The organism is uncultured Paracoccus sp. (assembly GCF_947487305.1).
Taxonomy (GTDB): domain Bacteria; phylum Pseudomonadota; class Alphaproteobacteria; order Rhodobacterales; family Rhodobacteraceae; genus Paracoccus.
Map to the genome: position 1 here is coordinate 107,794 of NZ_CANKWH010000004.1, position 13,321 is coordinate 121,114.

Sequence of the window (13,321 nt, forward strand, 5' to 3'; positions counted from 1 at the left end):
GGAGCTTACGACGATGGGGGCGGTCCTTCTGGGCCGCCCTTTTCCGTTGCCTGCGGCTCGGCCAGAAGCTCCTCCATGAAGATGCTGAACAGCTGCGCCCGGCCATCGACGCCGGCCTTGGCATAGATGCTGGCGGATTGCGCCCGGATGGTGCCAACCGCCACACCACGCAGCTTGGCGATGGCGTCATTGTCGAATCCCTTCAGCATCAGCAGCGCCACCTCGCGTTCCGCCGCCGTCAGCTGCCAGCGGTCGAAGAAGCCGCCGATCAGTCCGGCCATGTCGCCCCGTGCCGCGCGGATGCCGCGATCGAGGCTGTCCATCCGGTTCTGCATCTCGCGCAGTTCCAGCATCATCAGCCCAAGGCTGATGAACAGCGCCACGGTCGCCATCAGCTCCAGCGCGATATGCCAGCCCAGCCCGTATTCGCCCAGATCGGCGAAGACATCGATGATGAAGAAGACCGCCGCCAGCGCCAGCACCACGATCAGAACGGCCAGCGTCGCCGCCCGCCGTTCATCGCGCGAGGTCGTTGGCAGGCGCAGCCTCATTCGATGGGCCGGTCCGCCGGGATGCGCTTCTTGCCATCGATCATCGCCCGGACCAGCGGCACGCCCGTGCGCCATGTATCGAAGATGACCCCGGCGATGTGCAGGATGACCGAAAAAAGCAGCCAGTTGAAAAGGATCTCGTGCATGTCCTCGACCCAGGAAACGCCGAAAAAGCGTGGGCTTCCCATCATGATCCCCGTGGCAACGATCAGCAGGACCGTGGCCCAGATGTTCCAGACCATCAACGCCCCCAGCGGGTTATGGGTAAGATGCACCGAGCGGTCGCCGGCGCGCAAGGCGCCGAGATGCCGCAAGGCGCGCGCGGGCGAGGGCGGGAAGGAAATCAGCCGGGCCGGGCGCGGGCCGATCAACCCCCAGCAAAGCCGGGTGAGGACCAGTGCCAGCGCGACATAGCCGAGGGTTTCGTGCAGCTCGCCCTCGGGGTCGGTGACAAAGCCGTTGAGGAGGATCACCAGCGCCAGCGACCAGTGGATCAGCCGCACCAGCGGGTCCCAGACCGGGATGACGCGGGGGCTTGCGCCCCCGCCTGCCGCTGCGGCCGGTGAAACGGAACCGGCCATGGCGATCAGTCCTCGCCCATCTTGGTGACTTTGCCGGTTTCGGCCGAGACATAGACCTCCAGCATCTCGTCGCCCTTCACGGCATAGGCCTCGATCATGCCGTCCTCCATTTCGATCTTGCGGACCTCGTAGCCCATGCCGGTCAGCGCGGTGGTGACGGCCTCCTCGGTCATGCCCAGTTCGGTATCGACGGCGATGGCCTCGCCCTCGGCAAGGGCAAAGAGGGGCGCGGCGGCCAGAATCGCGGCGAGGGTCAGTTTGCGCATCTTGGGGTTCCTTTCCTGTATCGGCGCGGCGTTGTGCCTGGGCCTTGGAGAGAAAGAAGCCGGGTGCCGCACCAGGCACCATTGGCCGGCGGCTTAGTCGGGCGGTCATAAGCTGGCGCTTATGCGGGTTTCGACGCGGCTTTGCCGCGCCGTCGCGGCGGTCAGGGGCGGTTTTGCCGGATGCGAATTTTCGTCCGGTGCGATAGAGTGCAAGCGTCGGACAAGGTGGCTTCTGCAGCCATGGTCCCGCCCGCCTGCCGCTGCCCCTGCATGGAAGGTCTGCTGATGCATCGCCCTGATTTCACGGCAAGGTTGAGTGATCTGGCTTTCGCTATCCGCCGATGCGCAAGCGTCGCCCTGTTGCTGCTTCTCGCCGGCGGGTACTTGGGCGCGTCACGGGCGCAGGAAAGTCCTGCGCTGACGGCGGGCGGGTTGCCAGTGCAGGCCATCGATGACCTCATCGAGGGGCGGGTGCAGACGCATATCGATCTGCCGCAGCGCCATCCGCTGGTCTACGCCATGCGGCACGAGTTTCTCGACGCGCTGACCGCCGAATGCGGACATCCGGACCGCTTCGAGAGCATCGTCCTGACGCGCGAGCTGATGGACAATGTCTTGTTCGCCTATTTCACCTACGGCGACGCTGACCTAGGCGATTTTTCGAAGATGAGCTATGGAGAGGCCTTCCTGGCGCTGACCGGCAATCCGCTGCACAAGCTTTACCCCGCCGAGATGATCCGGCGCGAGATCGCCAGGGACCCGCAGGCCCATGTCCGCGAGGTGCTGTCGGAGCTCGGCGGCTGCGACAGCCCCAGGACCGCAAGCCTGCGCGAGAACCTCGATGCCGTCGCCGTCATGGGACCGCTGGCCTCGCACGAGACGACCTTCCTCCGCACTGTCTCGAACAACAACGAGGGCTGGTACAACTGCTTCTACGCCGACCCTGACCGGCCCGATTCCGAGTTCTTCCAGTCCTATCAACTGGCGACACCGGCCACGGTCGGGCTGTATATTCTCCCCTGGGCTGCGCATCTTGCGCCGGGCGAGTATCTGCCGCGCGCCCATTGCCCGGCGACACCGGACCCCGCGTTCGAGATCATCGAAGCGAAGCTTCTGCCCCCCGAACCCGTGCTTGACCCGGCCGCCTTGCCCGAAGGCGATCTGGCCACGCGGCTCGCGGCGGCGTTCCTCGACCAGTACATCCCCGCCCATGCGACGGGGCCGGATGGTGGCCCGCTGGTTCTGGGTGACGATCTCAGAGCGCGCTATTTCGACGAGATCGTCAGGTTCGAGCGGATCGAGGTGCCGCAGGACGAGATCGACCGTCTTCGGGCGGCGCGGATGGCCGAGGCCAAGACCCGTGGTTTCGACGATCCTGCGGCAGAGGATGTCATCAAGATCGCGACCGACCTGCGCCTAAAGGCGCTGAAAGAGCGGAATGACCGCGGCATCTGGGCCCTGATCGACGAGGTGCGCGACCTCGCAGGCAACCAGAGTGCCAATTACATCATGGCACGCACCGGATACGGTCTCATGAGGGATGTCGAGTAACGGCCATCCACCTCATGTCCCGGGTTTCGGGCAATGCCAGCACGGTTCGTCGGTCAGGCGCGCTCTACGCGATCCCACAGCGCCGCCAGTGCCGCCGCCGGGTCTTCCTCGGCCCAGATCTCGGCGCCAAGGGCGATGAAGTCGCTGACGGGCGACAGATCGGCCAGCAGCGCGGCGGTGATCGCGCCCTCGGCCACGACCGGCACCTCGATCATCTCGGACCACCACTGGAACAGCTCGAGCGGCGCCGGCTCGCCCCGGCCAAGCGCGGTCTCGCCCACCGGGCCGAAGGCGACGTAATCCGCCCCGGCCTCGCCCGCGTTCATCCCCTCGTGCCGGGAATTGCCGCAGAAGGCGCCGATGATCGCGTCTGCTCCCAGTTCCTTCCGCGCCGCGCGCACACCGCGCGCGCCATCGGTCAGGTGCACGCCATCCAGCCCGTGGCGCAGCGCCAGCCGCACATGGTCGTCGATCACCACCGCCACGTCGCGGGCATGGGCGATCTCGCGCGCCAGATCGGCGAGCCGGCCCAGTTCGGCCTCGTCCCCGGCACCACGGATGCGCAGGCAGGCGGGCGGCACCCGGTCCATCACAGCCGACAGAAGCGGCCCCAGCGTCGAGGCCTGCGCACCGGCGGGCGTGACGAGATAGAGTTGCGGTGCATTGGTCTGGTCGGCGGGCATGGCGGGCTCCGTGGTTTTTACCGGCAATAGCGCAGCTTGCCCGTTCCTGCCAGAGTGGCTATTGCGCGGGCCATGGAAACGAACCGTCAGCCCGTCATCATCCTTGTCCGCCCGCAGATGGGCGAAAACATCGGCGCCGCCGCCCGCGCCATGCTGAATTTCGGCCTGACCGAAATGCGGCTGGTCGCGCCCCGCGACGGCTGGCCCAATCCCAAGGCCATCGCCATGGCCTCGGGCGCGGCAGGTCGGGTGCTGGATACGGCGCGGGTCTATCCGACGCTGGCCGAGGCGATGGAGGGGGTGGATTACGCCTTTGCCACCACCGCGCGCGGGCGCGAGCTGACGAAGCCGGTCTTTACTCCCGCGACGGCGATGGAGAAGGCGCGCGCGCATGACGGCCGCAGCGCCATCATCTTCGGGCCGGAACGCGCCGGGCTGGAGAACGATGACGTGGCCCGCGCCAATGCCATCGTGACCGTGCCGGTGAACCCCGATTTCCCCTCGCTGAACCTTGCCCAGGCCGTGTTGGTGATGGGTTACGAATGGGGACGCGAGCATCTGCCGCCCGAGCCCGCGCCGCAAGGGCGCCGTCCGGCGGGCGAAGTGCCGGCCGACCGCATCGAGATCGAGAAGCTGGGCGATCATTACGAGGAAAGGCTGGAAACCGCCGGCTTCTTCTTCCCCGAAACCAAGGCCCCGGCCATGCGCTTGAACCTGCGCAACATGTGGTCGCGGCTGAACCTGACCCGGGGCGATGTGCAGATCCTTCACGGGATGCTGCGCCAATTGACCCGCCGCTAGGCCCGTCCTAGGGTCCGCGCGACTATCCAAGGAGCCACGAGAATGGCCAAACGTCCCATCTTCGAAGAGGTCTCTGACCCCACAGCCGTCACAAGGCCGGTTGCCACCAAGGGCGTGATCGACGCCGCGCCGAAGGGTGCGCGCCGCGCCATCCGGGCCTGGCTGGTGGTGCTGTTCGTCATGGTCGCCGCGATGATCGCGCTTGGTGGTGCGACCCGGCTGACCGGCTCGGGCCTGTCGATCACCGAATGGGCGCCAGTCACCGGCACGCTGCCGCCGATGGACGAGGCCAAGTGGCAGGCGGAATTCGAGGCCTATCAGCAGATCCCGCAATTCACCGAGGTCAATCCCGACATGGATCTGGCCGGGTTCAAGCAGATCTACTGGTGGGAATGGTCGCACCGCTTCCTCGGCCGCGCCGTCGGGCTGGTCTGGGCGCTCGGCTTCCTGGTCTTCCTCGCCACGAAGCGCATCCCGACCGGCTGGACGCCGCGGCTTCTGGGCATCGGCGCGCTTGGCGGGCTGCAGGGCGCGATCGGCTGGTGGATGGTGCATTCGGGATTGCAGGAGGGGATGGTGCGCGTCGCCTCCTATCGGCTCGCCACGCATCTGGGTCTGGCCTTCGCCATCCTCGGGCTGATCGCCTGGTATGCGCTGCTGCTGACGCGCTCCGAGGCTGATCTGATGCGGGCGCGCCGCGCGGGCGAGGGCAAGCTCTTCTCCATGTCCACCGGTCTGATGCATCTGACCTTCCTGCAGATCCTGATCGGCGCACTGGTCGCGGGCATCGATGCGGGGCGGCAATATACCGGCTGGCCCACGATGGGCGGCGAGTGGATTCCGGCGGCGATCTGGGACGGGGCGCTTGGCTGGCGGAATTTCTTCGAGAACCCGGCGCTGGTGCAGTTCATCCACCGCATGACCGGCTATCTGCTGGCGATCTTTGCCGTGGTCGTCTGGCTGCGCGCCCGCCGCTCGCCCCATCCGGTGACGCGCGGGGCCTTCACCGTGATGATCGTCATGGTTGCGGTTCAGGTCGGATTGGGCATCATGAACGTGCTGAATGCCTCGCCGCTGCCCTTGGCGCTGGCGCACCAGATCGGCGCCATCGCCCTCTTCGCGCTGATCATCCGCGCCCGCTTCAACGCCCGCTATCCTTACGAAACCTCTGTCCGGGGAACCATCCGATGAGCGCCTTCGACGACCTTCTCGCCTTCCAGCGCCAGACCGAGGCCCTGTCTTCGGTGGCCGAACGCCTTGGCTGGGACCAGGAAACCGTCATGCCGCGCGGCGCGACCGAGCAGCGGGCCGAGGAAATGGGCGCGATGGAATCGGTGCTGCACGAACGCCGCACCGACCCGCGCATCGGCGAATGGCTGGAGGTCGCGGAACCCCGGACCGAGGCCGAGGCCCGCGCGGTCGAGCTGATCGCCCGCGACTTCACCCGCAAGAACCGCGTGCCTGCCCGGCTGGCATCCGAGATCGCCCGCGTCACCTCGCTGGCGCAGGGCATCTGGGCCGAGGCGCGCGCCAATGACGCGCCCGAGGAGTTCCTGCCGACGCTCGACAACGTTCTGATGCTGAAGCGCGAAGAGGCGGCGGCGCTGGCCGATGGCGGTGATCTTTACGACGCGCTCTTGGATGATTACGAACCCGGCGCGACCGGGGCAGGGGTGGCGGCGCTGTTCGACCAGATGCGCCCGCGACTGGTGTCGCTGCGCGAGGACATTCTGGGCGCCGACAATCCGCCCGCCGCACTGACCGGCCATTTCCCCCATGACACGCAGCTGCGCCTTGCCCGTGCCTGCGCCAGCGCCTTCGGCTATGACTGGTCGCGCGGGCGGATGGACATTGCCGTCCATCCCTTCAGCTCGGGCCGCTGGCAGGACAGTCGCATCACCACCCGCGTGGTCGAGACCGATCCGTTCAACTGCTTCTATTCGACCATCCACGAGGTCGGTCATTCGAGCTACGAGCTGGGCATCGACGAGGATTACGCCTTCACGCCGCTCGGCCGGGGCGTCTCGCTTGGCGTGCATGAAAGCCAGAGCCGCATCTATGAGAACCAGATGGGCCGCTCGCGCGCCTTCTCGGGCTGGCTGTTCGCGCGCATGCATGACGCCTTCGACGGGCTGAACGTGGCCAATGCGGACGAGTTCTATCGCACCGTCAACCGGGTGACGCCGGGCTATATCCGCACCGAATCCGACGAGGTGCAGTATAACCTTCACATCATGCTGCGCTTCGATCTCGAGCGTGACCTGATCGCCGGGCGGCTGGACGTGGCCGATCTGACCGAGGCCTGGAACGCGCGCTTCCTCAAGGATTTCGGCGTGGCGGTGGATCGCCCGGCCAATGGCGTGTTGCAGGATGTTCACTGGTCGGTGGGCCTTTTCGGCTATTTCCCGACCTATGCGCTTGGCAATGTCTATGCCGGCTGCCTGAACGCCGCCATGCGCGCGGCCGTGCCGGAACTGCCCGAGGCGCTGGCCCGTGGCGATGCGGCGCCCGGCGTCGAATGGCTGCGCGAGAACGTGCAGCGCCATGGCGGCCTCTTGCCGCCGCGCCGTCTGATCGAGGAAGCGACCGGCGGCGAGGTCGGGCCCGAGGCGCTGCTGGACTATCTCGAGGAGAAATTCGGGCGGATCTACGCCTTGTAAGCGCCGCCGGATATTTGGACGAGAAAGAAACCCGCGCGGATGCGATCATCCGGGCGGGTTTTGCTTTTCCGCTTGGGTTTCGGGAAACTCTGCTATCGTGGCCGGTGACGAACCGGGGAGGGGTCGATGCGGCGAGGGATTTGGGGTGTGGCAGTCTGCCTGCTGATCCCCGCTGGCATGGGTCTTGCGGATGATGCCGCGACCCTCGCGCAGCAATGCGTCACCTGCCACGGGGCAGAGGGCGAGGCGATCCCGCCCCTGGCCGGACTGCCCGAGGCCGATGTGACGGCGGCGCTCTTGGCCTATCGGGCGGGTGAACGGCCCGATGCGCTGATGCAGGTGGTGGCCAAGCGGCTCAGCGATGATGAGATCGCGGCGCTGGCAGCCTATTTTGAGGGCCTCGGTCCATGAGGGAAAGCATCTCCCTGAGCCGCCGGCAGTTGCTGGCCCTGTCCGGTGCGGCGCTGCTGCCCGCGCCGATGGTCATGGCGCAGGGGCGGCCGCGCGTGGTGGTCATCGGCGGCGGTGCGGGCGGGGCGACAGTGGCGCGCTATCTGGCGAAGGACAGCGGTGGCGCGATCGAGGTGGTGCTGGTCGAGCCGGCGCATCGCTATGACAGCTGCTTTTTCTCCAATATCGCGCTTGGCGGTTTCTGGGAGTTCTCGGCGCTGGGGCATGGCTATGACGGGCTGGCCGGGGTGCAACTGGTGCAGGACTGGGCGACCGGCGTCGACCGCGACGCGCGGCGGGTCGCGCTGGGGGGCGGCGGCAGCGTGAGCTATGACCGGCTGGTCATCGCGCCGGGGATCGATTTCGTCGAGGGTGCGGTGCCGGGCTGGGATGTGGCGAGCCAGCAGGCGATGCCCCATGCCTACAAGGGCGGCAGCCAGATCCGGGTGCTCAAAGCGCAGATCGAGGCCATGCGTGAGGGCGGCACTTTTGCCCTGATCGCCCCGCCCAATCCTTATCGCTGCCCGCCGGGGCCTTACGAGCGCGCGTCGATGGTGGCGCATCTTCTGACGCAATCGAACCCGACCGCAAAGATCCTGATCGTCGATCCCAAGGAGAGCTTTGCCAAGCAGGCGCTGTTCGAGGAGGGCTGGCAGAACCACTATCCCGGCATGATCACCCGCATCGGCCCGGATTTCGGTGCCGACACGGTCGAGGTGCGCCCCGAGACCATGGAGCTCGTCATCGACGGCGAGGTCGAGGCGGTGGATGTCTGCAACGTCATCCCGGCGCAGCAGGCGGGGATGATCGCGGCTCAGGCCGGGCTGACCGACGAGACGGGCTGGGCGCCGGTGCGGCCCGAGGATATGCGTTCGCGGCTGGATGAGGCTGTGACCGTGCTGGGCGATGCGGCGGCACAGGGCGACATGCCGAAATCGGCCTTCGCGGCGAACAGTCAGGCCAAGGTCGTGGCCCATGCGCTGCGCGCCGAACTGACCGGCGGCACCGCCCCCGCACCGCGCTATCTGAACACCTGCTGGTCGCTGATCGCCGCGCATGACGGGGTGCGCGTTGGCGCGACCTATGCCCCTGCCGAGGGCAAGATCACCGCGCTGGACAGCTTTGTCTCGCAGCCGGGCGAAAGCGCCGAGCGGCGGCGGCAGACATGGCTGGAAAGCGTCGACTGGTACCGGGCGATCTCGGCCGACATCTTCGGGTCATCTTCGAGCTAGCCGCGCTTCTGTGGCATCCCTGCCGACAGCCGTCGCAACATGGTTAACGCCATCTGGAAACCGCCCCTTGCCTCGTCTAGGCTGGCGGGAAGATTGACACTTTCGGCCGCCGTCCGCCGCCGATCCCGCAAGGAGAGCGCGCCATGGCGACAGAAGGTCTGGGTCCGATCATGGCGCCTGCGGTGGCGCTGCTGGGCGCCTCGGTGCTGGCGATCCCACTGTTCCGGCGCCTCGGGCTTGGTTCGGTTCTCGGCTATTTCGCCGCCGGCGTGGCGGTCGGACCCTTCGGCCTGAGGCTCTTCAGCGATCCCGAGGCGATGCTGCACGTGGCGGAACTGGGGGTCGTCCTGTTCCTCTTCATCATAGGGCTCGAGCTTCGACCGGCGCGGCTCTGGGCGATGCGGCAGCAGATCTTCGGGGTCGGGCTGTTGCAGGTGCTGGCCTGTATCGCGCTGCTGACCCTGACCGGCCACCTGGCCTTCGGCTATCCGCTGGTCGTGTCCTTCGTCGGTTCGGCCGGCTTCGTGCTGTCCTCGACCGCCGTCATCATGTCGGTGATGCAGGAACAGGGCGAAATCGCCACGCCCGAGGGGCAGAAATCGGTGGCGATCCTGCTGTTCGAGGATCTGCTGATCGTGCCCCTGCTGGCGATCATCGCGATCCTCGCCCCGGTGCAGAGCGAGGAGGGTGGCAATATCTGGGCCAGCATCGGCATCGGCCTGGCCGCCATCGCCTTCCTGCTGGCGGCGGGCCGCTGGCTGATGGACCCGATGTTCGCGCTTCTGGCCCGCGCCCGCTCGCGCGAGGCGATGAGCGCCGGGGCGCTGCTCGTGGTGCTGGGCGCGGCGCTGCTGATGGATCAGGCGGGGCTGTCGACCGCCATGGGCGCCTTCCTCGCCGGGGTGATGCTGTCGGGATCGGATTATCGCCACCAGATCGAGGCCGATATCGAACCCTTCCGGGGCATCCTGATGGGTCTCTTCTTCCTCTCGGTCGGCATGTCGTTGGATCTGGGCATCGTCGCCAGTCAGTGGCTTCTTGCGATCAGCCTTGTCATCGCGGCAATGGCCGTGAAGGCGGTCGGTGTCTATGTCATCGCCCGCATGACCGGCAGCAATTCCCGCGCCGCGATCCGGCGGATGGTGCTGTTCGCGCAGGGCGGCGAGTTCGCCTTTGTCCTCTACGGCGCTGCTGGCGGTGCCGGTATCCTGAGCGAGGAGACCGAGGCACTGTTTTCCGCCGTGGTCATCCTGTCGATGGCGCTGACCCCGGTGCTTCTGGTGGTGATGAACCGGCTGTTGCCCGCCGAGCGCGAGGATTTCGACGGCATCGAGGGGGCCGAGGACCTGCATGGCCGGGCGCTGATGATCGGCTTTGGCCGCTTTGGCCAGATGGCCAGCCAGGGCCTCTTGGCGCGCGGGCTGGACGTGTCGATCATCGACACCGATACCGAGATGATCCGCGCCGCCGAAAGCCTTGGCTTCAAGGTCTATTACGGCGATGGCGCGCGGCTCGACATCCTCCACGCCTCCGGTGCCGAGGAGGCCGAGCTGATCCTGGTCTGCGTCGATGACGCCGATGTCGCCAATCGCATCGTCGAGCTGGTGCAATCGGAATTCCCGCAGGCCAAATTGCTCGTGCGCGCCATCGACCGGCGTCACAGCATCCACCTGCGCGCCGAGGGGGTCGAGTTCGAGATCCGCGAAACGGTGGAATCGGCGCTGGCCATGGCGCGGGAATCGCTCTTGGAACTGGGCGTCGACGAATCCGAGGCGAATGACATCATCGAGGACCTGCGCGCCCGTGACCGCCGGCGCATGGCGATCCAGCTGTCCGAGGGGATGCTGGGCGGGCGCGACCTCTTGCATCGCAACATTGCTGACAGCTTCGCACCCACCGGCACCAACAGCAGCTAGGGCGCGAACCGTTACCGGCCCGCGCCCTGCCGGGGAGAACTCGTCTATTCCGCGGCCCGCGCCATCGGGTTGTTCGGATGCGTGGTCCAGTTGGCATAGTCACCGCGCGGCTGGCCGGTGCGCTTGTCGGTCTCGCCCGGCGCCAGCTCGCGCATGGTGATGCAATTCTCGACCGGGCAGACATCGAGGCAGAGGTTGCAAGCCACGCATTCCTCCTCGATCACCTCGAAGACCCGACCGGGCTTCATGGCGATGGCCTGATGGGACGTATCCTCGCAGGCGGCATAGCAGCGGCCGCACTTGATGCAGGCATCCTGATCGATCACCGCCTTGGTGACATAGTTCAGATTGAGCTGGTTCCAGTCGGTGACATTCGGCACGGCGCGGCCGATCAGGTCCGACAGTTCCATCTCGTGGCTGTCGAGATAATCGCGCAGACCCGAGATCATCTCTTGCACCACCTTGAAACCATAGGTCATGGCGGCGGTGCAGACCTGCACATTGCCGGCCCCCAGCGCCATGAACTCGGCCGCGTCGCGCCAGGTCGTCACCCCGCCGATGCCGCTGATCGGCAGGCCGCGCGTCTCGGCCGAGCGGGCGATCTCGGCCACCATGTTCAGTGCGATGGGCTTCACCGCCGGCCCACAATAGCCGCCATGCGCGCCCTTGCCGTCGATGGTCGGCTCGGGGGCGAACAGGTCCAGATCGACCGAGGTGATCGAGTTGATGGTATTGATCAGGCTGACCGCATCGGCCCCGCCGCGCTTGGCCGCCTCGGCAGGTTTCCTGACATCGGTGATATTGGGCGTCAGCTTCACGATGCAGGGCATCCGCGAATACTGCTTCACCCAACGTGTAACCATCTCGATATATTCCGGCACTTGACCGACCGCCGAACCCATGCCGCGCTCGCTCATGCCGTGGGGGCAGCCGAAATTCAGTTCCACCCCGTCGGCCTCGGTATCCTCGATCTGTTTCAGGATGGTGCGCCAGCTGTCCTCGTCGCAGGGCACCATCAGCGAGATGACCAGCGCCCGGTCGGGATAGTCGCGCTTGACCTGCTTGATCTCGCGCAGGTTCACCTCCAGCGGGCGGTCGGTGATCAACTCGATATTGTTGATGCCCAGCACCCGGCGGTCGGCGCCATAGACCACGCCATAGCGCGGGCCGTTGACGTTGACGACGGGCGGACCCTCGGCCCCGAGCGTCTTCCAGACAACACCGCCCCAGCCGGCCTGAAAGGCGCGGCGGACATTGTATTCCTTGTCCGTCGGCGGGGCCGAGGCCAGCCAGAAGGGGTTCGGGGATTTGATCCCGACGAAGTTCGAGCGCAGGTCAGCCATGGTCTCATTCCCTTCTGAGGTGACGTCAGGGTCACACTCGCTTCTTGGTCAGGTCTGCCGGGGTTTCGGACGCATCCAGCAGATGCAGCAGATGATCCCGTCGCAGCGCAAACTCGGTTGCAAAATCATGTTTCCGGGCGAAGTCCAGCGCCGCCCGGCTGGCCGCGCCGATACCGGCAGGATCGGTCGCACGCGCGGCGATCAGGTCGGCCAAGGCTGCGGTATCGGCCAGAGGAACCGTCCAGCCGGCAGTGGAGTCCGATGCCAGCCGCGACAGCATTGCATTGTCATAGCCCACGACCGGCAACCCGCAGCCGATCGCCTCGAGATAGGTGCAGGAGGGGTCGGATTGCCGATGACAGCTGAGAAACAGGTCGGCATCGCGGCGCGAGATCGGCACCAGCTCGGTCACGAAATCGACCGGGGCATGAAGCCGGACCCTGTCCGCCAGCTGATAAGTCTGGATATCGGCCCGGATCTGATCCTGAAGGCTGCCGGTGCCATAGATGTCGAGGGTGAAATTCACCCCTCGATCGTTCAGAGCCCGCGCAACCGGAACCAGATCCTGCGCGCCCTTCAGCGGTTCAAGACGCCCCGAGTTGATCAGCCGCAGCGGCCCTCCCGCCGTCAGCACCGCCGCCTTGCGGGCAAGCTCGCCCTGGTCCGCGAACATGGTGCCCTGCATCCGGTTGTCCAGATACATCACCGTATTGCCGTTCAGCGCGCGATAGGCGTCATAGGCGGGAAAACCGTTCACCTGAACGCCATCCGCCCGTCGCAGCGCCCGCCGCCGCCGGCGTTCCTGACCAAGCAGCCAGAGCGCGCTTTTCGCCTTTTGAACTGTCGATCTGTCGCGGTCCAGACCGAGGATCTGCAACCGGGTCCCCAGCGTGTATTCGATCACGAAGACGCATCTGGTCCGTTGCCCTGCAGTTCTGTCGGCCAGATCCAGATCAAGATGCAGATCGCCCGAGGCTTCAACGATATCACTGGCGTCAAGGATTTCCTGCGGCACGGCTTGCCCCTCGGCCAGCAGCGTCAGGTCGAAGGGCAGCTGCGCCGGATCATAGTTATCTCCAAAGGGAATGGCTGCGTCGCTTCCGCGCAAGACGCAGCCGACCTCGCCGGGCCAGTTCGCGCAGATATGCCGCATCCCCTCGACGAACTTGCCGTCCAGCCTGACCTCATGCGGCCCGACCCGGCTTGCCGGCGCAGGGGGAAGCATCAGCAGCCTTGGCATGATCCTGTCGCCCTCCGAGCGTCAGCTCTTCTCAACCCTTGTCCTCC

The 13,321-nt window shown here is 66.4% G+C and carries 13 protein-coding genes; 7 read left to right on the plus strand and 6 right to left on the minus strand.

What is annotated here, in order from left to right; translation table 11 throughout:
- Positions 1-5: 5 nt before the first annotated feature.
- Genes Q1A36_RS06760 through Q1A36_RS06770 form a run of 3 tightly spaced genes read right to left on the minus strand, consistent with a single transcriptional unit; the run spans position 6 to position 1,398 of the window.
- The gene (locus tag Q1A36_RS06760; protein WP_299841309.1) at positions 6-551 is read right to left on the minus strand and encodes a LuxR C-terminal-related transcriptional regulator; all 546 of its coding nucleotides are present in this window, start codon (positions 549-551) and stop codon (positions 6-8) included.
- Positions 548-1,132, minus strand: a complete 585-nt coding sequence (locus tag Q1A36_RS06765; RefSeq protein ID WP_299841311.1) for a cytochrome b/b6 domain-containing protein — start codon at positions 1,130-1,132, stop codon at positions 548-550. The genes Q1A36_RS06760 and Q1A36_RS06765 overlap by 4 nt, the downstream gene beginning before the upstream one ends.
- A gap of 5 nt (positions 1,133-1,137) precedes the next feature.
- A complete protein-coding gene (locus Q1A36_RS06770) occupies positions 1,138-1,398 on the minus strand; it encodes a PepSY domain-containing protein (RefSeq protein ID WP_299841313.1) in 261 nt (86 codons plus the stop codon).
- Positions 1,399-1,758: 360 nt separating this feature from the next.
- Here Q1A36_RS06770 and Q1A36_RS06775 point away from each other — a divergent pair, with 360 nt between their 5' ends.
- On the plus strand, positions 1,759-2,949 hold the full coding sequence (locus Q1A36_RS06775) for a hypothetical protein (RefSeq protein WP_299841315.1): 1,191 nt from the start codon (positions 1,759-1,761) through the stop codon (positions 2,947-2,949).
- 53 nt (positions 2,950-3,002) lie between these two features.
- Here Q1A36_RS06775 and Q1A36_RS06780 read toward each other — a convergent pair whose 3' ends face one another.
- Entirely contained in the window at positions 3,003-3,632 is a 630-nt protein-coding gene (locus tag Q1A36_RS06780) for a thiamine phosphate synthase (protein ID WP_299841317.1), read from the minus strand.
- Positions 3,633-3,704: 72 nt separating this feature from the next.
- Here Q1A36_RS06780 and Q1A36_RS06785 point away from each other — a divergent pair, with 72 nt between their 5' ends.
- From Q1A36_RS06785 to Q1A36_RS06810, 6 genes are all read left to right on the plus strand, one after another.
- Entirely contained in the window at positions 3,705-4,433 is a 729-nt protein-coding gene (locus tag Q1A36_RS06785; protein ID WP_299841319.1) for an RNA methyltransferase, read from the plus strand.
- A gap of 42 nt (positions 4,434-4,475) precedes the next feature.
- Complete coding sequence (ctaA, locus tag Q1A36_RS06790; protein WP_299841321.1) at positions 4,476-5,624, plus strand: heme A synthase; 1,149 nt, start codon at positions 4,476-4,478, stop codon at positions 5,622-5,624.
- The gene (locus tag Q1A36_RS06795) at positions 5,621-7,093 is read left to right on the plus strand and encodes a carboxypeptidase M32 (RefSeq protein WP_299841323.1); all 1,473 of its coding nucleotides are present in this window, start codon (positions 5,621-5,623) and stop codon (positions 7,091-7,093) included. Before ctaA ends, Q1A36_RS06795 begins: the two co-directional genes overlap by 4 nt.
- Before the next feature lie 147 nt (positions 7,094-7,240).
- Entirely contained in the window at positions 7,241-7,504 is a 264-nt protein-coding gene (locus Q1A36_RS06800) for a c-type cytochrome (protein WP_299841325.1), read from the plus strand.
- Positions 7,501-8,775, plus strand: coding sequence for an NAD(P)/FAD-dependent oxidoreductase (locus Q1A36_RS06805; protein WP_299841327.1), 1,275 nt, complete (start codon positions 7,501-7,503; stop codon positions 8,773-8,775). The genes Q1A36_RS06800 and Q1A36_RS06805 overlap by 4 nt, the downstream gene beginning before the upstream one ends.
- A 143-nt stretch (positions 8,776-8,918) precedes the next feature.
- Positions 8,919-10,691 (plus strand): monovalent cation:proton antiporter-2 (CPA2) family protein, encoded by a 1,773-nt coding sequence (locus Q1A36_RS06810; RefSeq protein ID WP_299841329.1) that lies wholly within the window; start codon positions 8,919-8,921, stop codon positions 10,689-10,691.
- Positions 10,692-10,735: 44 nt separating this feature from the next.
- On the opposite strand, the gene preA is transcribed toward Q1A36_RS06810, so the two are convergent.
- Together preA and Q1A36_RS06820 are read right to left on the minus strand one after the other, a co-directional pair.
- On the minus strand, positions 10,736-12,034 hold the full coding sequence (preA, locus tag Q1A36_RS06815) for an NAD-dependent dihydropyrimidine dehydrogenase subunit PreA (RefSeq protein ID WP_299841331.1): 1,299 nt from the start codon (positions 12,032-12,034) through the stop codon (positions 10,736-10,738).
- Between the two features lie 31 nt (positions 12,035-12,065).
- Positions 12,066-13,274 (minus strand): glycosyltransferase, encoded by a 1,209-nt coding sequence (locus Q1A36_RS06820; RefSeq protein WP_299841333.1) that lies wholly within the window; start codon positions 13,272-13,274, stop codon positions 12,066-12,068.
- Between the last annotated feature and the right edge of the window lie 47 nt (positions 13,275-13,321).